18 protein-coding genes and 1 riboswitch are annotated in these 20469 nt (G+C 72.5%); of the genes, 1 reads left to right on the forward strand and 17 read right to left on the reverse strand.

Going from position 1 to position 20469, the window contains the following annotated elements:
* Nucleotides 1-111: 111 nt before the first annotated feature.
* The 8 genes from IEY86_RS14230 to IEY86_RS14265 all read right to left on the reverse strand — a co-directional run bounded on the left by IEY86_RS14230 (nucleotide 112) and on the right by IEY86_RS14265 (nucleotide 10296).
* A complete protein-coding gene (locus IEY86_RS14230) occupies nucleotides 112-1434 on the reverse strand; it encodes a class I SAM-dependent methyltransferase (protein ID WP_189132024.1) in 1323 nt (440 codons plus the stop codon).
* Nucleotides 1435-1604: 170 nt separating this feature from the next.
* A complete protein-coding gene (locus IEY86_RS14235) occupies nucleotides 1605-2975 on the reverse strand; it encodes an NAD(P)/FAD-dependent oxidoreductase (RefSeq protein ID WP_189132025.1) in 1371 nt (456 codons plus the stop codon).
* Between the two features lie 364 nt (nucleotides 2976-3339).
* Complete coding sequence (locus IEY86_RS14240) at nucleotides 3340-4281, reverse strand: Ppx/GppA phosphatase family protein (RefSeq protein ID WP_189132026.1); 942 nt, start codon at nucleotides 4279-4281, stop codon at nucleotides 3340-3342.
* Nucleotides 4278-4937: a DUF501 domain-containing protein gene (locus tag IEY86_RS14245; protein ID WP_189132027.1), complete on the reverse strand. Its 660-nt coding sequence runs from the start codon at nucleotides 4935-4937 to the stop codon at nucleotides 4278-4280. Before IEY86_RS14245 ends, IEY86_RS14240 begins: the two co-directional genes overlap by 4 nt.
* Nucleotides 4938-5142: 205 nt before the next feature.
* A complete protein-coding gene (locus IEY86_RS14250; RefSeq protein ID WP_189132028.1) occupies nucleotides 5143-5697 on the reverse strand; it encodes an FtsB family cell division protein in 555 nt (184 codons plus the stop codon).
* Between the two features lie 144 nt (nucleotides 5698-5841).
* Nucleotides 5842-7122, reverse strand: coding sequence for a phosphopyruvate hydratase (gene eno, locus IEY86_RS14255; RefSeq protein ID WP_189132029.1), 1281 nt, complete (start codon nucleotides 7120-7122; stop codon nucleotides 5842-5844).
* 606 nt (nucleotides 7123-7728) lie between these two features.
* Complete coding sequence (locus IEY86_RS37830; protein ID WP_189132030.1) at nucleotides 7729-8733, reverse strand: LysM peptidoglycan-binding domain-containing protein; 1005 nt, start codon at nucleotides 8731-8733, stop codon at nucleotides 7729-7731.
* Nucleotides 8734-8736: 3 nt separating this feature from the next.
* Nucleotides 8737-8896, reverse strand: a riboswitch (cyclic di-AMP (ydaO/yuaA leader).
* A gap of 134 nt (nucleotides 8897-9030) precedes the next feature.
* Nucleotides 9031-10296 (reverse strand): cytochrome P450 family protein, encoded by a 1266-nt coding sequence (locus IEY86_RS14265; RefSeq protein ID WP_189132031.1) that lies wholly within the window; start codon nucleotides 10294-10296, stop codon nucleotides 9031-9033.
* A 164-nt stretch (nucleotides 10297-10460) separates the two neighbouring features.
* On the opposite strand from IEY86_RS14265, the gene IEY86_RS14270 reads away from it, so the two are divergent.
* Nucleotides 10461-10643, forward strand: a complete 183-nt coding sequence (locus IEY86_RS14270; RefSeq protein ID WP_229698443.1) for a hypothetical protein — start codon at nucleotides 10461-10463, stop codon at nucleotides 10641-10643.
* 90 nt (nucleotides 10644-10733) lie between these two features.
* On the opposite strand, the gene IEY86_RS14275 is transcribed toward IEY86_RS14270, so the two are convergent.
* The 9 genes from IEY86_RS14275 to IEY86_RS14315 all read right to left on the reverse strand — a co-directional run bounded on the left by IEY86_RS14275 (nucleotide 10734) and on the right by IEY86_RS14315 (nucleotide 20413).
* Nucleotides 10734-11723, reverse strand: a complete 990-nt coding sequence (locus IEY86_RS14275) for an LLM class F420-dependent oxidoreductase (RefSeq protein WP_189132032.1) — start codon at nucleotides 11721-11723, stop codon at nucleotides 10734-10736.
* 212 nt (nucleotides 11724-11935) lie between these two features.
* Nucleotides 11936-12628 carry an endonuclease V gene (locus IEY86_RS14280; RefSeq protein ID WP_189132033.1) on the reverse strand — a complete coding sequence of 231 codons (693 nt, stop codon included), beginning with the start codon at nucleotides 12626-12628 and terminating at the stop codon, nucleotides 11936-11938.
* A 54-nt stretch (nucleotides 12629-12682) separates the two neighbouring features.
* Complete coding sequence (locus IEY86_RS14285; RefSeq protein ID WP_189132034.1) at nucleotides 12683-12940, reverse strand: DUF6479 family protein; 258 nt, start codon at nucleotides 12938-12940, stop codon at nucleotides 12683-12685.
* A gap of 51 nt (nucleotides 12941-12991) precedes the next feature.
* Nucleotides 12992-14020 (reverse strand): nucleoside triphosphate pyrophosphohydrolase, encoded by a 1029-nt coding sequence (locus IEY86_RS14290; RefSeq protein WP_189132035.1) that lies wholly within the window; start codon nucleotides 14018-14020, stop codon nucleotides 12992-12994.
* 112 nt (nucleotides 14021-14132) lie between these two features.
* A complete protein-coding gene (locus IEY86_RS14295; protein WP_229698415.1) occupies nucleotides 14133-14828 on the reverse strand; it encodes a SurA N-terminal domain-containing protein in 696 nt (231 codons plus the stop codon).
* 213 nt (nucleotides 14829-15041) lie between these two features.
* Nucleotides 15042-15962, reverse strand: coding sequence for a GmrSD restriction endonuclease domain-containing protein (locus tag IEY86_RS14300; protein WP_189132036.1), 921 nt, complete (start codon nucleotides 15960-15962; stop codon nucleotides 15042-15044).
* An 80-nt stretch (nucleotides 15963-16042) separates the two neighbouring features.
* A complete protein-coding gene (locus tag IEY86_RS14305) occupies nucleotides 16043-17593 on the reverse strand; it encodes a serine/threonine-protein kinase (RefSeq protein ID WP_189132037.1) in 1551 nt (516 codons plus the stop codon).
* The gene (locus tag IEY86_RS14310; protein WP_189132038.1) at nucleotides 17590-18231 is read right to left on the reverse strand and encodes a hypothetical protein; all 642 of its coding nucleotides are present in this window, start codon (nucleotides 18229-18231) and stop codon (nucleotides 17590-17592) included. Before IEY86_RS14310 ends, IEY86_RS14305 begins: the two co-directional genes overlap by 4 nt.
* A gap of 130 nt (nucleotides 18232-18361) precedes the next feature.
* Nucleotides 18362-20413 (reverse strand): N-6 DNA methylase, encoded by a 2052-nt coding sequence (locus IEY86_RS14315; protein ID WP_229698416.1) that lies wholly within the window; start codon nucleotides 20411-20413, stop codon nucleotides 18362-18364.
* Between the last annotated feature and the right edge of the window lie 56 nt (nucleotides 20414-20469).

Raw genomic sequence — 20469 nt, forward strand, 5'->3', positions numbered from 1 at the left:
TTCCCGGACCGCGTTTGCAGATGACGCAAACTCGCCCTCGCCCGCGAGGGCCGTATGCGGCGAGGACATAGGTATGCCCCCGGAGGGTGTCTCCGGGGGCATACGTGTCGGTCACTTCTGGAGGGTGTCCCCGAAGAGCCAGTCCTCACGGGTGAGCGGCAGGCCCGACTCCCCACTCGCGGGTGTGCGCACCGCGAGCACCTGGTTGACACCGATCCGGTTCTGCTCGAACGCGATGGCGCTGGCCGCCATGTACAGGCGCCACACCCGCGCCCGGCCCGGCGAGGTCAGGCGCACCGCCCGGTCCCAGTTCCGCTCCAGATTGCCCACCCAGTGCCGCAGTGTCAGCGCGTAGTGCTCGCGGATCGACTGCACATCGCGGACCTCGAACCCCGCGTCCTCCAGTATCGAGACGGTGGTCCCGACGGGAGACAGCTCACCGTCGGGAAAGACATACGCGGCGATGAAGGGGTCCACCTCGTAGGGGCCCTCGACCGGACGCCGGGAGATCTGATGGTTGAGCAGGCGCCCGCCCGGGCGGAGCAGACCGTGGAGCTCATGGGCATAAGTGCGGTATTCGGCCGAGCCGACGTGCTCGGCCATGCCGACGCTGGAAATGGCGTCGAACGGCCCGTCCTTGACCTGCCGGTAATCCTGGAGCCTGATGTCCACGCGGTCGGCGAGCCCCGCCTCGGCCACGCGCTTGCGGGCGTAGGTGGCCTGTTCGCCGGACAGTGTCACCCCCACCACCTCGACCCCGTATGTCCTGGCGGCATGCAGCGCCATCGAGCCCCAGCCGCAGCCGACGTCGAGCAGCCGCTGGCCGGCGCGCAGCCCCAGCTTGCGGCAGACCAGGTCGAGCTTGTCGCGCTGGGCCTCGGCCAGCGGGGCGTGGGGCGCGGCGAAGTAGGCGCACGAGTAGACCATCGACTCGCCGAGGACCATCCCGTAGAACGCGTTGCCCACGTCGTAGTGGTGGCTGATCGCCTGGCGGTCGCGGCGCATGCTGTGCACACCGCCGCGCAGACTGCGGGCCTCCTCGCGCGGAGGCTTGGGGGGCGGGCCGAGGCCGGACAGGGACACGGCCTCCCGCACCACGCGGCGTACATGCCTGTCGCGCAGCCGGGACAGGCGGCGCAGGGCGGAGGGCGCCTTCGCCGTCATGTCCACCTGGTCACCGAGGCGGGTGAACCGCGCCATCACCTCGTAGAGGTCGCCCTCCACGTCGATCTCCCCGGCCACCCAGCCGCGGGCGAGACCCACCTCGTCGGGGCGCCACAGCACCCGGCGCAGTGCCCGGCGGTCGCGGATCACCAGGGCGGGGGCGTCGGGCGGCCCCGCCTCACTGCCGTCCCAGGCGCGGATGCGCAGCGGCGGCGGTACGTCCAGAGCCTGTGTGAGGAGCGCGGCGATCCTCCCGGCCGCATCACCCATGGTGCACACCTCCGGTCACATGGAGTGGCTGACCTTGACCACTTCACACCAACCGGTCATGTCGGGCGCCCTATTCCGGGCCCGAAACGACGAGCAACGGGCGTCCGCCCCACGGATGGCGGACGCCCGTTGCTCCTACGTGCTGAACCGGACCGAGCCGGCTGCGGGGGTCAGGAAGCCTTGGCCTCGGCCTTCTCCTCCTCGGCCCGCTGCGCCACGGCGGCGCTCACGGGAGCGGCCGCGGTGTAGAACTCTCCGCGCGGGTTCTCCATCGCGCCGAGGGAGACGACCTCGCGCTTGAGGACCGCGGCGAGCGCCCAGTCGGCGAAGACCCGGATCTTGCGGTTGAACGTCGGCATCGCCATGCCGTGGTAGCCGCGGTGGCAGTACCAGGCCAGACGGCCCTTGAGCCGGATCTTGCCGAACAGCAGGGCGACACCCTTGTGCAGGCCGAGGCCCGCGACGGCGCCGAGGTTCTTGTGCTTGTACTCGGCCTGCGGGAAGCCGCGCATCCCCGCGATGACGTTGTCGGCCAGGACCTTGGACTGGCGCAGCGCGTGCTGGGCGTTCGGCGGGCACCAGGCGCCCTCGCCGGCGGCCAGGTCCGGCACCTGGGCGTTGTCGCCCGCGGCCCAGATGTAGTCCGTGCCCTGCACCTGGAGGGTGGGGGCGGTGTCCACGTGGCCGCGCGGGCCGAGCGGCAGGCCGAAGCGGCCGAGCGCCGGGTTCGGCTTGACGCCCGCGGTCCATACGATGGTGGACGCGTCGACCTCGAGGCCGTTCTTGAGCACCACGTGCTTGTCGACGCAGGACTCCATCGAGGTGTTGAGGTACACCTCGATACCGCGCTCCTGGAGGTGCTTGAGTCCCCACTCGCCGAGTTCGGGGCCGACTTCGGGAAGGATGCGGCCCGCCGCCTCGACGAGGATGAACCGCATGTCCTCGCGCTTGACGTTCTTGTAGTACTTGGTGGCGTACCGGGCCATGTCCTCGACCTCGCCGATGGTCTCGGCGCCCGCGAAACCGCCGCCGACGAAGACGAAGGTCAGCGCCTCGCGGCGGACGTTCTCATCGGTGGTGGAGTCGGCCTTGTCGAGCTGCTCCAGGACGTGGTTGCGCAGCCCGATGGCCTCCTCGACGCCCTTCATACCGATGCCGTGCTCGGCCAGGCCGGGGATCGGGAAGGTGCGGGAGACCGCGCCGAGTGCGATGACGAGGTAGTCGAAGGGCAGGTCGTACGACTCGCCCACCAGGGGCGTGATCGTGGCGACCTTGCGCTCCTGGTCGATGGTCGTGACGTGGCCGGTGAGGACCTCCGCCTGGGGGAGCACACGTCGCAGGGGGACCACGACGTGGCGGGGGGAGATACTGCCGGCGGCAGCTTCGGGGAGGAAGGGCTGGTACGTCATGTACGACCGGGGGTCGACGACCGTCACGGTCGCCTCGTCGTAGCGCATCTTCTTCAGAATGCGCTGCGCCGCGTACAGGCCGACGTACCCGCCTCCGACTACGAGGATCCGAGGACGCTCCGTGGTGCTCATAGGAAAAGTATCCAGCACCCCAATGGGGGGTGCTCGTGAGGCCAGTCACAAGCCTCTGGACACCTGCTGCTACACTCCGCGACCCGGCTCCGACCGAGGGGTTCGCAGGGTCCCCCATCCCCCCGCTGAGCAGCGACGATGGCCCTGCGGCGGATACTTCCCGGCCGCCCTGCGGATCGCCTGCGCGGGGCTCGAAGCCGCCTCGATCACCGCCGCGCGACCCGCCCGGGGGCCCCGGCGGGCCGGATCGCGTCATTCGGACGGGAACTTCATGTGAAGAAATTCACGAAGTTCCCCGCGCGACGCGTGGAAGGTGGTGCCGGGAGGGCTCGCAAGGGCCGTGCGGCCCCTCTTTCCGGCCCTGTCACACCTGGCTCCAGGCGATCCCGTCGAGGATGTCGTGCTCGCTCACAACCACCTCGGAGGCACCGATCCGCTCCATGAGGGTGAGCAGGACCAGGGCCCCGGCACCGATCACATCGACTCGCCCGGGATGCAGAACGGGGATGGCGGCGCGCTCGGCGTAGGCGGCCGACAGGAGCCGGCCGGTGACCTCGCGGACCCGGTCGGCACCGATCCTCGAGTGGTGGATCGCCGAGGAGTCGTACTCGGCCAGGCCCAGGGCGATGGCGGCGACCGTGGTGACGGAGCCGGCCAGGCCCACGAGGGTGCGGGCCTCGGCGAGCGGGACGGTGCGCTCCACCTCGTCCAGAGCCGCCTCGATGTCGGCTCGTATGGCGGCGATCCGCTGCGGGGTCGGGGGATCGACGACCTGTCCGTCCGCGACGAGGTGCCGCTCGGTCATCCGGACACAGCCGACGTCGACCGACCGGGCGGCGCGCACATGCTCCTCGCCCACGACGAACTCCGTCGAGCCGCCCCCGATGTCGACCACCAGGAAGGGCTTGTCCAGATGGTCCTTGCCGGCCAGTTCCCGGGTGGCGCCGATGAAGGAGAACTCCGCCTCCTGGTCGCCCGAGATCACCTCGGGCTCGACACCGAGGATCTCCACGACGCCGTCGACGAACTCCTGGCGGTTCTCGGCGTCACGGGACGCGGAGGTGGCGACGAAGCGGACCTTCTCGGCGCCGAGCTCGCGGACAGCCCGGGCGTACTCCCGGCAGGCGGCGAAGGTGCGCTCCAGCGCTTCGGGGGCCAGGCGCCCCGTCCGGTCCACGCCCTGCCCCAGCCGCACGATGGTCATCCGGCGGTCGAGGTCCTTGAGCTCACCGGTCACCGGGTCCGCGTCCGCGACGAGCAGGCGGATGGAGTTGGTGCCGCAGTCGACGGCGGCGACACGCGTCACTGGGCGTCTCCCTCCGCTGTCTCTTCGGCGCCCGCTGTCTCTGCGGCGGCCACTGCCTCTTCGGCGGCCACTGCCTCTTCGGCGGCCGCGGCCTTTTCGGCGGCCGCTGTCTCTTCGGCGTCTGCGACATCCGCGGCGCCCCGCCCGTGCCCGGCGCAGGGGCCCTTGCGCCACCACTGCGGGAGCATGGCGACGGCCTCGTCACCGAGCGGGTTGACCCCCGGGCCCGCGGCGAGGGAGTGGGCGACGAGCACATGCAGGCACTTGACCCGGTCCGGCATACCGCCCGCGCTGGGGAACCCCTGGAGCACCTCGATGGAGTCGCGCCGCCCGATGTAGTCCTCGTGCGCCGCGCGGTAGGCCGCCGCCAGCTCCTCGTCCCGCGCCAGCCGCTCGTTCATCTCCTTCATGACGCCGTCGGACTCGAGGGTGCCGATGGCGGAGGCCGCACGGGGGCAGGTCAGGTAGTACAGCGTCGGGAACGGGGTGCCGTCCTCGAGCCGGGGCGCCGTCTCCACCACATCGGGCAGCCCGCACGGGCAGCGGTGCGCGATCGAGCGCAGGCCGCGCGGCATCCGGCCGAGCTGCTCGCCGATGGCGGCGCGGTCGGCGCCGGTCGGCGCGGTGGTGGGGGTCGGGGCGGGATGGGATTCCATGAGGGGTGTTCTCGTGCCTGTCTTCGTCTGTGGTGTGGTGCGGAGCCCGGGTTCGGGCAGGACCGGTCGGCAGGAGCGGTCCGCTCAGGGACGCGGTCCGCCCATTGTGCCGGTCCGCCGGTCCGCAGTGCCCGGCCGCGGGTGCTCCGGCCGCGGGTGGTCTGTCGGCGCGTGGCCGGTCGGCAGGTGGTCGGTCGGCAGGTGGTCAGTCGGCGGCGTGCGGGGAGGGCGAGGACGCCGGCGCGGCCGGACGCTCCACCCGGTGGGCGGCGTCCGCCTCGTCCACGCCGTCCCAGAAGTTCTCGTACCACGAGCGGCCCGCCGCCGCCTCCGCCTCGGGGGCATGGGTGCTGCTCGCGGAGGAAGGCCCCACGACCGTGTACCCGGTCTCGCCCGGCATCACATAGTGCAGATGCTGCCTGGCCTGGGTCTTCACATAGGCCGGGTCCTTCCAGCGGGCCTTCTCCTCGCGCAGCTGCTCGACGCGCTCGCGCGCCTTCTCGGTCTGCTCGCGCTGCTCGGCGATCTTCGCGCGCTGCGCGATGTACTGCCGGGTCGGATAGGCCAGGGCCACGACCAGCGCGCACAGCACCAGGGCCAGCACGGCCGCGCGCCCGGTGAAGCGGCTGCGGCGGGGCGCCACCGGCCGCCTGCCCGACGCCCGGTAGACCCTGGCCTGGGCCTGCTTGCCGAGTGCCCGCAACCGGGCGCTCGTCGTCGACAACCGGTCAGCCGCGCCACGGTCGCGGTCGGCAGCCACGTCAGTCTCCTCGTCCGGGGGCGATGTGGGCCCATGGGACCACGGACCCGGGCGCGAAGTCACGCATGCCCGGCCCCGCAGGGCCGGAGCATGCGTGCCATGCCCCGCGATGGGCGGGTCGGCCCTGGAGCCGGGGCCTGGGCGTCAGCCCCTGAAGCGCGGGAAGGCGGAGCGGCCCGCGTACACGGCCGCGTCGTCGAGGATCTCCTCGATGCGCAGCAGCTGGTTGTACTTGGCGACGCGCTCGGAGCGGGCCGGGGCGCCGGTCTTGATCTGGCCGCAGTTGGTGGCGACGGCCAGGTCGGCGATGGTGACGTCCTCGGTCTCACCGGAGCGGTGGGACATCATGCACTTGTAGCCGTTGCGCTGGGCCAGCTCCACGGCGTCGAGCGTCTCGGTGAGCGAGCCGATCTGGTTGACCTTGACCAGCAGCGCGTTCGCCGTGTTGTTCTCGATGCCGCGGGCGATGCGCTCGGGGTTGGTGACGAACAGGTCGTCGCCGACGAGCTGGACCTTGTCACCGAGCTGCTCGGTGATGGTCTTCCAGCCGTCCCAGTCCTCCTCGTTCAGCGGGTCCTCGATGGAGACCAGCGGGTACGCGGCGACCAGCTCGGCGTAGTAGGCGGTCATCTCGGCGGCGGAGAGCGACTTGCCCTCGAACGTGTAGGAGCCGTCCTTGTAGAACTCGGTGGCGGCCACGTCGAGCGCCAGCGCGATGTCCTGGCCCGGGGTGTAGCCGGCCTTCTTGATCGCCTCGACGATGAGGTCGAGGGCCTCGCGGTTGCTGTCGAGGTTCGGCGCGAAGCCGCCCTCGTCGCCCAGGCCGGTGGACAGCCCGCGCTCCTTCAGCACGGCCTTGAGCGTGTGGTAGACCTCGGCGCCCCAGCGCAGGGCCTCGGAGAACGACTCGGCGCCGATCGGCGCGATCATGAACTCCTGGATGTCCACGTTGGAGTCCGCGTGCGAGCCGCCGTTGAGGATGTTCATCATCGGAACGGGCAGCAGGTGCGCGTTCGGGCCGCCGAGGTAGCGGAAGAGCGGCAGGTCCGACGCCTCGGAGGCGGCGTGGGCCACCGCGAGGGAGACGCCGAGGATGGCGTTGGCGCCGAGGCTGGACTTGTCCGAGGTGGCGTCCAGGTCGAACATCGCCTGGTCGATCAGCCGCTGCTCGGTGGCGTCGTAGCCCACCAGCTCCGGGCCGATCTGCTCGATCACGGCGAGCACGGCCTTCTCGACGCCCTTGCCGCCGTAGCGGCTCTTGTCACCGTCCCGCAGCTCCAGCGCCTCGAACGCGCCGGTGGACGCGCCGGAGGGAACGGCGGCACGGCCGGTGCTGCCGTCGTCGAGGCCGACCTCGACCTCGACGGTGGGGTTGCCTCGCGAGTCGAGGATCTCCCGGGCTACGACGACGTCGATGGAGGGCACGAGCATCTCCTTATGGATGTGTGTGGAGCCTTGCAAGCTGAGCCTAACCGCACGGCGGCCCTGGGCAGGAAGACCGACCGATGGCCGGAACGAAAACGGATGGAAAACGGGATCAACCACCTGCGCGGCCCGCAGAACGCCACGGAGAGCCGCCGCGCGAACGCGTCACCCCGGCCGGAGCGCACGGGGGAAGAACGCGTCCGGCCGGGGCGGCCTGCGGGGGCGGGCACACACGGCGCTCGCCGGGGTGGGTCGGCTCAGCCGCAGCCGCCGGCCCGGGACGATCAGGTCGGCGGGCGGCGGCGGGATTCGGCGCACCGGCGACGGGGTCCGCTCAGCAGCGGACGACAGGGACCGTAGGCACACGCCTTCCGCCCGGGCAAGCCCTGCGCTGTGGGGCACTTGTCCGGGCCGAACCGCTACCCGTAATTGGACATAATCCCGGATACCCCAGGTCGGGGCGGGTTCAACACAGGGGTGCACAAACAACCGACGCGGCATCGAAGCCGGACGAAAGCGACCGGAGTCACATTTTCCGTCCGATTCCGACGCCGCGTCAGCGGGTCACCGGTCCTGCTCAACGCGCGAGGCCGACGTGCGAGGCGGTCACCCCGCCATGGAGGTGCCGATCTCGAGGCGCTGCCCGGGAACGATCAGGTCCGGGTCCTGGCCCACGGTGTTCTTGTTCGCCTTGTACAGAGCGGTCCAGCCGCCGTTGAGGCCCTTGTCCTCGGCGATGTCGCACAGGTTGTCGCCCTTGACGACGGTGTACTGGTCGTCGTCCGCCTTCGCCGGGGCGCGGTGCTTGCCGCGGGAGGCACGCTCCTCGTCGCCGGCCTCGGTGCCGTCACCGGGCGCGGCGTGCTTGGGCGCCTTGGACTCCTCGGGAGCGGTGGTGTCCCCCGTGTCGGTGGAGCCGGTGTCCTGCGAGCCGGTGGCCTCGGAGTCGCCGTCCTCGGAGTCGTCGTCCTCGGAGTCGCCGTCCCCGAAGAACCTGTCCTCGGAGAACCTGTCCTTCGGGGACACGGTCTGCCCGGTGGTCCCGTCCTCGGAAGCCGAGGAATCCTCCGACTCGGAGGACTGGGAGTACTTGGGGGACGAGGAGTCCTTCGAGGGGGTGTCGCCGGTGTCCTCGGAGCCCTGATCCGCGGAGCCCTGATCCGCCGAGCCCTCGCCGGGCTGGGTGTTCGTCGCCTCGACGTCGGGGGACTGCGAGGCGTCCGGGGTGGCGTCGGCCTTGGTGAGCCCTGCCTGGACCGAGCACTCCGGCCAGGCGTTGGGGCCCTGGTCGGCGAGGATCTTCTCCGCGACGGCTATCTGCTCGTTGCGGCTGGCGAGGTCGGCGGTCGGCGCGTACTGCTTGCCGCCGTAGACGGACCAGCTGGTCTCGCTGAACTGCAGCCCGCCGTAGTAGCCGTTGTCGGTGTTCATACTCCAGTTGTTGCCGCTCTCGCAGCTCGCGACCTTGTCCCAGGCGCTGCCGGAGGCGGCGTTCGCGCCGGTCGCTCCGATGAGCGGAAGTGCCACACTCGCGCCGGTGACTCCGACGGCGAGCACGAACTTGGGCGTCGGGCGTGGGCGGCGGTGTCGCCCGTTGCCGGACAGCAGCATGGAGTTATCCCTCTCCGACGCCTACGAGGTGAGCTGTCGGGTTCGGGCCGCAGAGGCAGTGCCCGGCCTCCGTCGCTGAAGGCTTCACCCCAAGCCGGTCCCTTGCGGTTCCGGCACTTACCTGGTTCCCCCGCTCCCGCCCTCGGTTCGTCGACAGCCTTTGACCCGCCGTCCGGTGGCGGGACTCGGCGCTCCGGTGGCGGGGCCCGCAGGTGCGGACTTGGAAGGAGAACGTATTGGCCAGCGCTTCAGATCACAAGCTGGTGTATCGATTGTCACGCGGAGATCACCACGCACCTACCCGGCCTGCGCGATTCCCTCACTTTCCGGGCCGAACTCGACAGGCAGGGTGCGCAATCCACGCATGATCAGGCCTCCCCGCCACCTCAACTCCTCGGGCTCGACGGCCAGTCGGAGGTCCGGCAGCCGACGCAGCAAAGCGGCGAGTGCCGTCTGCCCCTCGAGGCGGGCCAGCGGAGCCCCGATGCAGTAGTGGATGCCGTGCCCGAAGCCGAGATGCGGATTGTTGGCACGCGACAGATCCAGCGTGTCGGGCCCTTCGAACCGCTCCGGATCGCGGTCCGCGGCGGCGAGGACGACGAGTACGGGGTCGCCCACGTCGATGGGGACCCCGGCGAGCGTCAGCGGCTCGGTCGCGAACCGCCACGTGGCCAGCTCCACCGGTCCGTCGTAGCGCAGCAGTTCCTCGACCCCGGTGGCCAGCAGTTCGGTCTCCCCCCGGGCGAGGGAGTCCTGGAGACGGGCACGCTGATCACCATTGCGAAGCAGGGCATACAGCCCATTGCCCACCAGGTTCACCGTCGTCTCGAAGCCGGCGAACAGAAGGATGAACGCCATGGCGGCCGCCTCGTTCTCCGTGAGGTGCTCGCCGTGGTCGCTCGCGCGGATCAGGCCGGAGATCAGGTCGTCCCCGAGGTCGGCGCGCTTGCGGTGGATGAGCTCGGCGAGGTAGGAGCGCATCCTCTTCACGGAACGGGCCACTCCGCCGCGCGGCCCCCCACCGTGGCGGATCATCATCCCGGCCCAGTCGCGGAAGTCGTCCTGGTCCTCCCGTGGGACACCGAGCATGTCGCAAATGGCGTAGATGGGCAGCGGGAAGGCGAACTCGTGGATGAGGTCGGCGCTCCCCCTGGCCGCGAACGCGTCGATGAGGCGGTCCGTCAACTCGCTGACCCTGGGCGCGAATTCGGCTACCCGACGGGGTGTGAAGGCCTTCGAGACCAGCCGCCGCAGCCGGGTGTGGTCGGGCGGGTCGATATTGAGCAGGTGCGAGACCAGGTCGGCCTTGCGCTCGCCGGGGATGCCCACCTTCCCCTTGGCGTGAGCGCTCTCGCAGTGGTGGACGGGGTTCTTCGACAGCCGTGAGTCGGCCAGCGCCTGCCGGGCGTCGGCGTAGCGGGTCACCAGCCAGGCGTCCACCCCGCTGGGCAGCGTGGTCCGGTGCACCGGAGAGTGCTCCCGCAGCCAGGCGTACGCCGGATAGGGATCGGCGGCGAACTCCCAGGTATGGAGGGCAGGCGCTTCGGGGGACTCGTCGTGCATGTCCCGACCGTACCGGGGTGCACGGCTTCGCCCGGTGCGGGGCGGCTCACGGCGCTCCGGGTGACCCGCGTGCGCTCATTCCCCGCCCCGGACCGAAGCGGCGACGGTACGCGGACGGGCTCAGGCCCGTCTCCCGGCGCAGAAGGGCGCGCGGATCGGCCGCCGTGCCCGGGCCGCCGCGCTGCGCCACCGCATCGGGACGCTCCTCGCCTCCGCCCGCTCCGGCCGCCTCGATCCTCGTGTTCGAGCCCTCCGGGACCCCCGCGGTCGGCGACCGCCACGACGAGATCCCGGACCATGTGGACGCGACGACGGGGCACACGCTCGCAGCCCTGGACCCGCACTGATCGTTTCGGAGCGCCGAGTGGTCGCGTGCATGCTGGGAAGTGGGCGTTCCCGCGGGTGACGGGTCCGCGGGGACGCTCGGCGGGGGCGGGTCAGGCGGCCGGGGCGACGGCCGCCACCGCCGCTGGGAGGGCGGCCGCGGGATCGCCGGGGGTGGGAAGCAGGGCGGGCACGACCGTGGTGACGCCATGGGCGGCGTAGCGGCTCAGCTCCTCGCGGCACCGCTCGGGACTGCCGTGCAGGACGAGCGCGTCCACCACCTCGTCGGGCACCGCCGAAGCGGCCTGCCTGCGGTCGCCGCAGGACCAGGCGTCCCACATCGGCTTGAGCGCCTCCCCTCGGCCCAGCCAGCGCTGGTACTGCGCGTAGGCGGGCACGGTGAGGTACCCGGCGATGAGCCGCCGTCCGAGCTTGCGGGCATAGGAGATGTCCTCGGTGGGGCAGACGAAGACGCGCGCGACGACCTCCTTGCCCTCTCCCCCGGCCCCGTGGAACTCGGCGAGGGCGGTGGGCACGTCATCGGCGCCGAGCCAGTTGAGGATCACCCCGTCCGCCTCCCGCGCCGCCAGCCGGAGCATCCCGGGACGCAGGGCGCCCAGCAGGAGGGCGGGGTTCTGGTCCGGCACCCGCTCCAGGCGGAACCGGTCGATCTCGAAGGTCTCGTACTCCTGCGTCACCGCCTGGCCGGTCAGCGCCTCACGCAGAAAGCCCAGGGTGTCCCTGCACCGCTGGTACGGGCGGTCGTGGGTGAGGCTGTTCCAGTGCTCCACGATCACCGGCGAGGAGGCGCCCAGACCCAGGGCGAACCGGCCGGGCGCGGCCTCCGCCATGGCCGCCGCCTGCATGGCGATCAGGGCGGGGCCCCGCGTGTGGACCGGCACGATGGCGGTGCCGAGCCGCAGGGCGGGGGCCCAGACGGAGGCGAGGGCGAGCGGGGTGAACGCGTCCGCACCCGCCGTCTCCGTCGACCACACGTCCGTGAACCCCAGGTCGGGCAGGCTCTCCACGAGCCGGCGCTGCTCGGCCAGCGGAACGCCGTCGAGCGGATACGTCAGTCCCCAGCGCGGCTGCGGGGTCGTCATGGCGCTTGTCCTCCCGATGGCGCTTGCCCTCCCGGTCCTGCCCCTGCCGGTTCTACCACCGAGTAGTCAGCCGGTGCGGCTCATGCCATCACAGGCGCGGGACCTGCGACAAGGGGCCGGGACCGGCGCCTCCCACGCCGAGGCGCCTCGGCACCCGAAGCGCCCGGGCACCACAAGCGCCTCCCGCGCCGAGACGCACGGCGCGTGGGCGCTCACGCGGCGCGCAGGACGTCGCGGCACAGCCGGTCGGCGAGGCGGGTGGACTCCGGCAGCCGGTACTTGGGGGCGGTGGCCAGGACATGGTGGCAGGCGGTGTCGAGGTCGATGCCGTGGCCCGTGGAGACGTAGACCGGCTTGACACCCTTCTGCGTCCTCAGCGCGCGGCCGACCGTCTCGTCGCCGTCGACCAGCGGCGCCCAGTCCCCTCGTTCCTCCCCGAGCCCCTCGTACGTGCCGATGAAGGGGTTCTTGGCGACACCCACCGCGGGCAGGCCGGTGAGCACGCCGAGGTGGCAGGCCAGGCCGAAGCGTCGCGGGTGGGCCAGCCCCTGACCGTCGCACAGCAGCAGATCGGGGGCCACGGGCAGCTTGCGCAGCGCGGCGATCAGGGTGGGCAGCTCCCGGAAGGCGAACAGCCCGGGGACGTAGGGGAAGGAGACATCGCCGACCGCGGTCTCCATGGCGACCGGCACCAGCGTCTTGGCGTCCAGGACGACGACGGCCGCGGCGACCCGCTCGACGGTGCCGCCCTGGCTGTCGGGGCCGTACGCCACGTCGAGGCCCGCGACGGTGAGCGGCTCACGCGGCCCGGGACCTTCGAGGTCGACCAGGCCGCGCAGCCCGTCCTGAATGCGCAGCGCGGCAGCTTCGTCCTGCGGCCAGTCGTGCGGAACGTCGATGCGCACCTGCTGTCCCCTCCCCTGGGAAGCCCCGCCGTGCCCGTGCGAAACGTCGTCGAGTCAGGGCCGGGGCGGGCCGTCCTGGTGTCCCGGCCCGTGGTCGGGCGCCGTCGGCTCGCCGTACTCCTCACGGGTCTGCCAGGCGCCCGCGCGCGGCTCCGGCCGGGCCTCGACCGGCGGCTCGCGCCGCTTGCGGCGAGCGTAGTGGACACGTGCGACGATCATCCCGACGACCAGGATGATGCCGACCACCAGCGGACCTACGCCGACGATCGGGTCGCCTCCTGCTGCAGCCAGTTCCAGGGTCAGTGATCGCATGGACTGCGCCTACCCGCGTTCGGCGCCGGAATCCGTGTGCAATCGCGGTGTCTACTTCTTCCGGCCGTCTGCCTTCCGGCTCTCGCTCTCGACGATGCGGTCGCGGTGGCGCCGGGCCTCGGCCCGCAGCGCGGCCTCGGGATCGACACCGTTGGCACAGGCCAGCGCGGCGACGGCCAGGAGCAGGCGCCCGATGGCGGCCTCGTCGTCCGGCCGCTCGGGCGGTGCCACGGGGGCGGGCACGGGGACGTCGATCCCGGCCTTGTCCGCCCTGGCCAGCAGCTTGGCGGCGAGCGCCAGGGCGGGCTGCCCCATCGGGACGCCGTCGGTGACCGAGTCCCGATGCTTCTCCGCCGCCTTCAGCTCCTCCCAGTTGGCCTCGACCTGCTCCGGGGTGTCGGCGTCCACCGACGCGAACACATGGGGGTGCCGGTAGACGAGCTTGTCCACGATGCCGCCGGCCACGTCGTCGATGGAGAAGGGCTCCTGCTCGTCCTCCTGCGCGATCCTGGCGTGGAACATCACCTGAAGGAGGACGTCCCCGAGTTCCTCGCGCAGCGCCTCACGGTCGCCCTGCTCGATCGTCTCGACCAGCTCGTACGCCTCCTCGATCAGGTACTTCACGAGCGAGGCATGGGTCTGCTCGGCGTCCCACGGGCACCCGCCGGGTGAGCGCAGCCGGTCCATGACGGCCACCAGGTCGAGCAGGCGGGCGCCGGGCAGGTCGTAGGAGGCGGGCAGCAGCTCCAGCTCGGGCATGGCGGTCACCTGGCCGGACCCGGCGAGGCGGGCGAGGTCGTCGGTGACACCGCCCGGGTCGCCGCCGTAGGAGACCACCAGCACGGCGGTGCGCCCGGTGGAGCAGTACTCCACGAGTTCGCGGGCCGAGGGCGAGGCGATCTCCACCTCGACCCCGGCCTCGCGCAGGTAGGGCAGCTGGGGGTGCTCGGCGTCGGCGCTGATCACGCGGTCGGCCTCGCGCAGCGTCTGCCACGCGGGCCACGACAGCAGGCCGGGGGCGACCCGGTGGGTGGTCGTGAGCAGAACGAGGCGGCCGGGCGAGTCAGTGTTCGAGTCCACCCGACGAACCTACCTCCGACGCGGCGGCGCCCGGCCACCGCGCCGGGTCAGGACACCGGGCCCGCGCGCCCCCGGCCGCGGCCGGCTCCCGCTGCCCGCCTGCCCCTGCCCGCTACTGCTGGGGCTGCGGCTCGCCCGGGGCCACGGCGCCGCCGTCCCGGGTGGCGGGGCGGACCCGCAGCCACTTGTCCTGGGCGGTCTCGATCGCGATCCTGTCGGCGTTCCACTTGCCGTAGCGCGGGTTGACGTCGATGCCCATGCTCTTCGACGTCTTGGCGAGCAGGTCGCCGATCTGCCTCTGCCCCTGCGGGGTGTTGAGGTCGGCGCCCTTGGCCTTCGACAGCTTCTGGACGCGCAGCTCGGTGCGGAAGAACTGCTCGACGTCCCCGGGGACCACTCCCTGCTGTTCGAGCAGGGTGGAGCGCAGGGCGTCCTCACCGCCCAGCATCTTCTCCTGGGCGCGGATGAAGCTCTGGAGCTCGGCGCGGCTGACACCGACACCCGCGTCCTTGGCGGCCCTGGCGATGACCCGGTCGAAGACCAGGCCGTTGAGGGTGGCACCGGTGAGCTTGGCGGAGTTGGCGCTCAGCTGCTCGGCATTGGGGGACTTGGCCTGGGCGGCCCGGACCGCGTCGACCTTGTGCTGGAGGGTGGAGACCGTGATCTGGTCGCCCTCGACCACGGCCGCGGCTCCCGCGTGCGGCGTGCCGCAGGCCGACAGCAGTGGCAGGCCGACGAGCAGCCCCCCTGCGGCCAGGACCGCCGTTCGGCGCACGGGCGAGGTGGATGCGGCGGAGCGGCGGATCACTGTGCCTCCTTGGTTGCTTCTCCGCCGGGTGGCGAAGCCGCGGTAATCGAGTCCAGCTGCGGTCCGGCGGCCTCGTGCGCGTCGCTGACCCGCGCCGTCGGCCGAACCGGAACAAACCCAGATGTTGCTGGTGACCGAGGATATTGACTCACAGCGCTGGAGATCCAGCCTTCGTGGGCACTCGCACGAGTGGAGCGGCCGCCCGGCCCCCGGTCACTTGTCGCAGGCCACCCCGTCGCCGTCGCGGTCGAGGCGGCCGGAGTAGCCGGGGTCGCCCCGGTGCAGGGGCGCCTTCCCCGCGGCGCGGACAGCGTCGCAGTTGCGGTAGGTGACCGACCCCCCGCCCTTGCCGCCTCCGCCGGTGCCCTTCCCGCCGTCGCCCTTGCCCCCGCCGTTGTCCCGGCCCGTGCCCGTGTCCCCGCCGTTGTCCTGGCCCGGCGGCGCCGGGCGGCCGGCGGAGGGCAGCTTCTCGTCGGGGCAGCCCTTGAGCACCTTCACCATGGCGTCCTTCTCCGCCCGGGTCACCCGCAGCTCGTACTTCTTCTTGACCGCGACCTGCCGGGCCACGTACGCACAGCGGAAGCCCTTGTTCGGCGGCAGCCAGGTGGCGGTGTCGCCGTCGCCCTTGGAGCGGTTGGTGGAGGCGTCCACGGCGAGCAGGTTCAACGGGTCGTTCGCCAGCGACTCCCGCTTGTCCCGCGACCACTGGGAGGCGCCCTTCTGCCAAGCGTCGGACAGCGCCACGACATGGTCTATGTCGACATCGCTGTGGCCTCGGGTGAAGTGGATCCGCCTGCCCGTGTAGGGGTCGTCGAGGACGCCCGCGGTGACCTTGCAGCCGCCCGTCACGGCGTCCTGGGTCAGATCGCGCCGGAGTATGTCGTCCCGAGTGCCGCAGTCGTTGTGGTCGATGTCCACCCACGACCGGCCGAACCGCTCTCTCGAGTAACCGGTCCTCGGCGAGCGGCCCTTGACGGTCAGGTCGTCAACGGCCTTGAGCGCGCTGCCCTGTGGAGCCTTCCCCTGACCGGAGCCGTCCGCCGACCCCGAATCCGGTGCGGTGGTCCTGCACCCGGTCACAACGGTCGCGGCGACAGCGGCGGCGCACAGCGCGGCACGGACGGAGAAAGCCATGGGCCAACAGGATGCCGGACGGCCCCTCACCCGTGAACCCCGGGGCCGGGCAGGGGCGTCAGGAGGGGCGGCCGGGAACCTCAGCCCTGCACCTGGCCCAGCCACGCCAGCGTGCGGCGCAGCTCCAGAGGGAACGGATGGTGCGGACCGTGGAGGCGTTCGGCGTCGTACAGCAGCCTGCCGAACACATCGCAGGCGGCGGCCCGGTCGCCCACCGACAGCAGCAGGTGCCCCATGCGGTGGCGCACCTCCAGCGGCAGCGCCGGGTCCGTGGCCGCGTCGCTCTCGAAGTACGGCAGCACCGCCCGGTACTCGCTCAGCGCGGCCGTCGCCTCGCCCAGTTGCTGCAGACACTGCGCGGCCTCGTAGCGCAAGCGCAGCGACTGCCGGTCGGCCGGGCCCCCTTCGGCCGCGTGCTCGTCGGCGAGGCGGCGCAGCTCCGGCAGCGCCTTGCGGTACTGGCCGTCCTCCATGAGCGTCGCCGCGTACTGCTTGCGCAGCATCCGCACGATCGGGGAGTGCTCGCCGTGCTTGTCCGCGGCGGTGGGCAGTGCCCCGCCGAGGATGTCCACGGCCTGGGTGATGCGTCCGGCGTCGAGCAGTGCCTTGACCTCGTCGACGGCCCCGGCGATGTCGAGGACGGCCGCCGCGCCCGTCTGCGCCACGGGCTCGGAGGAGGCGCGTGCCCCGGAGGAGGCGGCCCGGTCCGGCCAGGGGGCGTGCGGGCGCAGGAAGGGGCGTGCGGGGTTCATCGGTCCGCACTGGCGCACCCCCGGCGGATGGGCCGCGCCGTCCGCGGCGGGCAGGAGGGGGACGAGCGCCTGGTAGGCGGCCTGGGCGTTCTCGGGCCGGTGCTGGGGGTCCTTGGCGAGCAGGCGCAGCACGAGCGCCTCCAGCGGCTCCGGCACCTCGGGGCGCACCTGGCGCAGTGGCACGGGCGGCTCATGGAGGTGCCGGTGCAGGACTCCGAGCGCGGTCGAGCCGTGGAACGGGACATTGCCGCTGAGGAGTTCATGCATCAGGATGCCGAGCGCGTACAGGTCGGTGCGCGGGCCCACCACGCCGCCCATCGCCTGCTCGGGCGCCATGTAGGCGGGGCTGCCGATGGGCGAGCCGGTGCGGGTCAGGCGGGTGGTGTCGCTGTCGAGTACGGAGGCGACACCGAGGTCGAGGACGGTGACGGCGCCGTCGGGGCGGACCATCACATTGCGGGGCTTGAGGTCGCGGTGGACGATCGGCACCGCGTGCACGGCGGCGAGCACCGCACACAGCTGCGCGGCCACGGAGACCGCCCACGGCCAGGGATAGGGGTCGTGCTCGGCGAGATGGTCGGCGAGGTCGGCGCCCTCCACGAACTGCATCACGAGGAAGAGTTCGGCGCCGTCGCTGCCGGCGTCGTGCACGGTGACGAGCCCCGGGTGGTCGACCTGCGCGGTGACCCGGCACTCCCGCTCGAAACGGCGGCGCAGCTCGTCGGCGTCGTGACCGCCGGTCAGCCGGTCGGCGCGCAGCAGCTTGACGGCGACCCGCCGGTCGAGGCGGCGGTCGTAGGCGGTCCACACCTGGCCCATGCCGCCCTGGCCGATGACGGTGGCGAGTTCGTAGCGGTCGGCGACGATCCGCCCGTTCACCGGCCTTCCTCCTGCTTGCGCAGGTAGTCGCTGATCTCGTCGAGCTCCGCCCTGACCCGGTCGATGCGGTGGGGCTGGGCGGGCGCGGGGATCGGGGTCGGCAGGGGGGCGGGGACGGCGTTGGGGAGGGGCGACGGCGGCGGGGGCGGGGTGGCTCCGGTGTCGTCCCGGTACGGATTGTGGCCGCTGTGGCCGAGCGGAGGCCGCGGTGACGGCGCCGGGACCGGCGTTCCCCCGTACGGGTAGGGCGAGTACGGCGGGGAGCCCGTCTGCCGCGCCTGCCAGTGCTCGCGCCGCGACTCCTGGTGGCGCACGTCCATCACGAGGAAGTACGTCGGGACCGCCAGGGCCAGCACCAGCATCCCGGTGACTCCGACGTCCACCTGCCAGCTGTCCGCGTCGGGACCGACCTCGACCAGCACGAAGGAGGCGATGGACGCCGCCACGACCACGACGAAGATCACCCAGTGCAGCGGACGGCGGCGCCGGAGCGCGATCCGCAGCATCGGGACGAAGGACAGGGCACCGCAGGTCAGGAACGGCGCCGCCATGAAGAGAACACGCAGGAGGGTGGTGACGCCCCCCGCACCGTTCGGGCGGGGCTGCTGCGGCGGCGGGGCTATGCCGGGGCCGTTCAATGCTGCTCCTGGACATAAGTGCGATGACAGGGCGAGATTATCCCCGCCCTCGCCGAAAGCCGATCCCGCATCGCGCGAACGCATGGCGTGAATACGCCCCCCGCCGTGCTCCACTGCCTGCTCCGGATGCCTACTCCGGCCGCACCGTTCCGTCCGTGAGGCCGTCGTGGAGGCCCTGGACGAGTTGCTCTCCGAGCTGCCCGGCGAGCCGCAGCGCATCCTCGAACGCCGCCAGCGTACGGAACCGCTGCCCGTACCGCCGCTGGTCGGCCGGAGCCAGCCGGGGCAGTTGGAGGCGGCGCACGTCGAGCCGGGTCGAGGTGGAGGTGTAGCTGCTGGCCTGCCGATTGTTGGCGGTGCCTCGCAGGAATCCCGCCAGGAACCAGGGATCGAGCGCCGCCGGGTCGGGCCGCAGCAGATAGAGATTGCGGCCGAGCGCCGCTCCCGCGCCCGCCTCGTCCACGACCCGGGCCACGGCTCCGCGGCCCAGCACCGGCACCACGACATCCCCAGCCTCGGTGAGGACGGGCTCCTCCGCGGGACCGTCGGGGAGCGCTCCGGTCGGCCCGGTCCCCGCCACGACGTCGTGCTCCGTCAGCACGGGCGGGGCGTCCTTCCCGGCGGCGGCTCCGGCGCCGGCCGCCGTGCCCGAGCCGCCGACCCGGAGCACCAGGGCCCCGGCCCGGGCCAGCTCGCCGATCGTGGTGGTGGGCCAGCGGGCGGGCTCCCCGGCCCGGGTGGGCGCCGGGGCCAGCTCGGCGCTGCGGTGCAGCGTCCGCGCGAGCCGGTCGCGGACCTCGGCGAGCCGGTCGGGTCCGCCGGCCCCTGCGGGAGGCGGCAGATGGCGTGCGGGGGCGAGGTCCACGTCGTCGTCGAGTAGGTCGATGACGGCAATGGCGCGGCTGACCCCCGGCCGGTCGGGCACGGTGCCGTGCCGGTCGAACGAGCGCCAGGCCTGCGCCGCCGCGGCCCGGACGCTCTGCCACGGAGGCTTGTCCGCGCCCGCCGTGTGCCCGCCCGCGGTGTTCACGACCAGCAGATGGGGCGAGGGCTGGGCGCCGGTGCCGGGCCTGCGCAGCACCCACAGGTGCAACGGGATGCTGTACGGCGGCGCGACGCCCGCGGGCAGCGAGATGACGGCCCGAAGGGCGCCTCGCCGCAGCAGATCGGCGCGGATACGGCGGCCGGAGCGCCGGGAGGCGGCGGCGGGGGGCATCAGCACGACCACCGTTCCCCCGTCGCGGACATGGACGAGGGCGTGCTGGACCCAGGCCAGCTCGGACTCGGTGCGGGCCGGGAAGCCGTACTCCCAGCGGGGGTCGTAGGCGAGCTCGTCGTGACCCCAGTTGCGCTCGTTGAACGGCGGGTGGCACAGCACCGCGTCGGCCCGCAGATCCGCGAAGGCGTCGGCGCGCAGGCTGTCGGCCGCGCGAACCCGCACTTGCGCGTCGGTGCCGAGCGCGAGGCGCAGGGCGGTGAGCGCGGCCAGGTCCTCGTCCAACTCCTGGGCGCACAGGACCTCGGCGGTGGATTCGGCGCGCAGCAGGCTCCCGGTGCCGCAGGCGGGGTCGAGGACGGTGGCGGCGGGCCCGGCGAGTTCGGCCATCAGCTCGGCGGGGGCGGCGGGAGTGAGCGTGTACTGGCGGGGGTTGGCGTCGAGGTAACGACCGGTCAGGAACTCGTACGCCTGACGCTCCCCCAGTTCGGCCGCGAGGTCGGCGACGGCGCGCAGGAGGGGGATCGAGGCGGCGATCGTCTCGCGGCCGATGGTGTGAACAGGGTGCCGGTCGCCCAGGCGGTCGGCGAGGACGCTGCCGAGCTCGGCGGGCAGACGCCGGGCCAGTTCGGCGTCCGAGGCGGCGGACAGGCTCGGCCGGCTCTCGGGGCGGTCCCGCAGGAGGAGCAGCAGGGCGCCTGCGGTGCGCAGGGCGGCGGGGATGCCGGCGGGGTGGCCGTCGAGTTGCTGCCAGACGCGTTCACGGAGCGGGACCTCGGCGAGTTTGCCCTGGTCGCGCAGCCAGCGCTCGATCTCGGCGAGGGGATACGTGGGACTGGTCTCGGTGCCGCCGACCGGCTTGGGGAAGTCGGTGTGGCGTCGGCGCCAGTTGCTGACGGCGGCGCGGCCGACTCCGGCGAGGCGCGCGATCCCCGCGGCGGTCACCTCTGTTGCTTTCTCCGGCACTTGGCGTGCTCCTTCCCCCTGCATGGGCCGAGCATACCGACGATGGGGCGACCCAT

Source organism: Wenjunlia tyrosinilytica, assembly GCF_014646055.1.
Lineage (GTDB): Bacteria > Actinomycetota > Actinomycetes > Streptomycetales > Streptomycetaceae > Wenjunlia > Wenjunlia tyrosinilytica.

Excerpts from the sequence above, each read along its gene's own strand:
- IEY86_RS14235 (WP_189132025.1), bottom strand. The coding sequence starts at position 2,975 with ATGAGCACCACGGAGCGTCCTCGGATCCTCGTAGTCGGAGGCGGGTAC.
- IEY86_RS37830 (WP_189132030.1), bottom strand. The coding sequence starts at position 8,733 with ATGCTGCTGTCCGGCAACGGGCGACACCGCCGCCCACGCCCGACGCCC.
- IEY86_RS14230 (WP_189132024.1), bottom strand. The coding sequence starts at position 1,434 with ATGGGTGATGCGGCCGGGAGGATCGCCGCGCTCCTCACACAGGCTCTG.
- IEY86_RS14285 (WP_189132034.1), bottom strand. The coding sequence starts at position 12,940 with ATGCGATCACTGACCCTGGAACTGGCTGCAGCAGGAGGCGACCCGATC.
- IEY86_RS14265 (WP_189132031.1), bottom strand. The coding sequence starts at position 10,296 with ATGCACGACGAGTCCCCCGAAGCGCCTGCCCTCCATACCTGGGAGTTC.
- IEY86_RS14245 (WP_189132027.1), bottom strand. The coding sequence starts at position 4,937 with ATGGAATCCCATCCCGCCCCGACCCCCACCACCGCGCCGACCGGCGCC.
- IEY86_RS14275 (WP_189132032.1), bottom strand. The coding sequence starts at position 11,723 with ATGACGACCCCGCAGCCGCGCTGGGGACTGACGTATCCGCTCGACGGC.
- IEY86_RS14300 (WP_189132036.1), bottom strand. The coding sequence starts at position 15,962 with ATGGCTTTCTCCGTCCGTGCCGCGCTGTGCGCCGCCGCTGTCGCCGCG.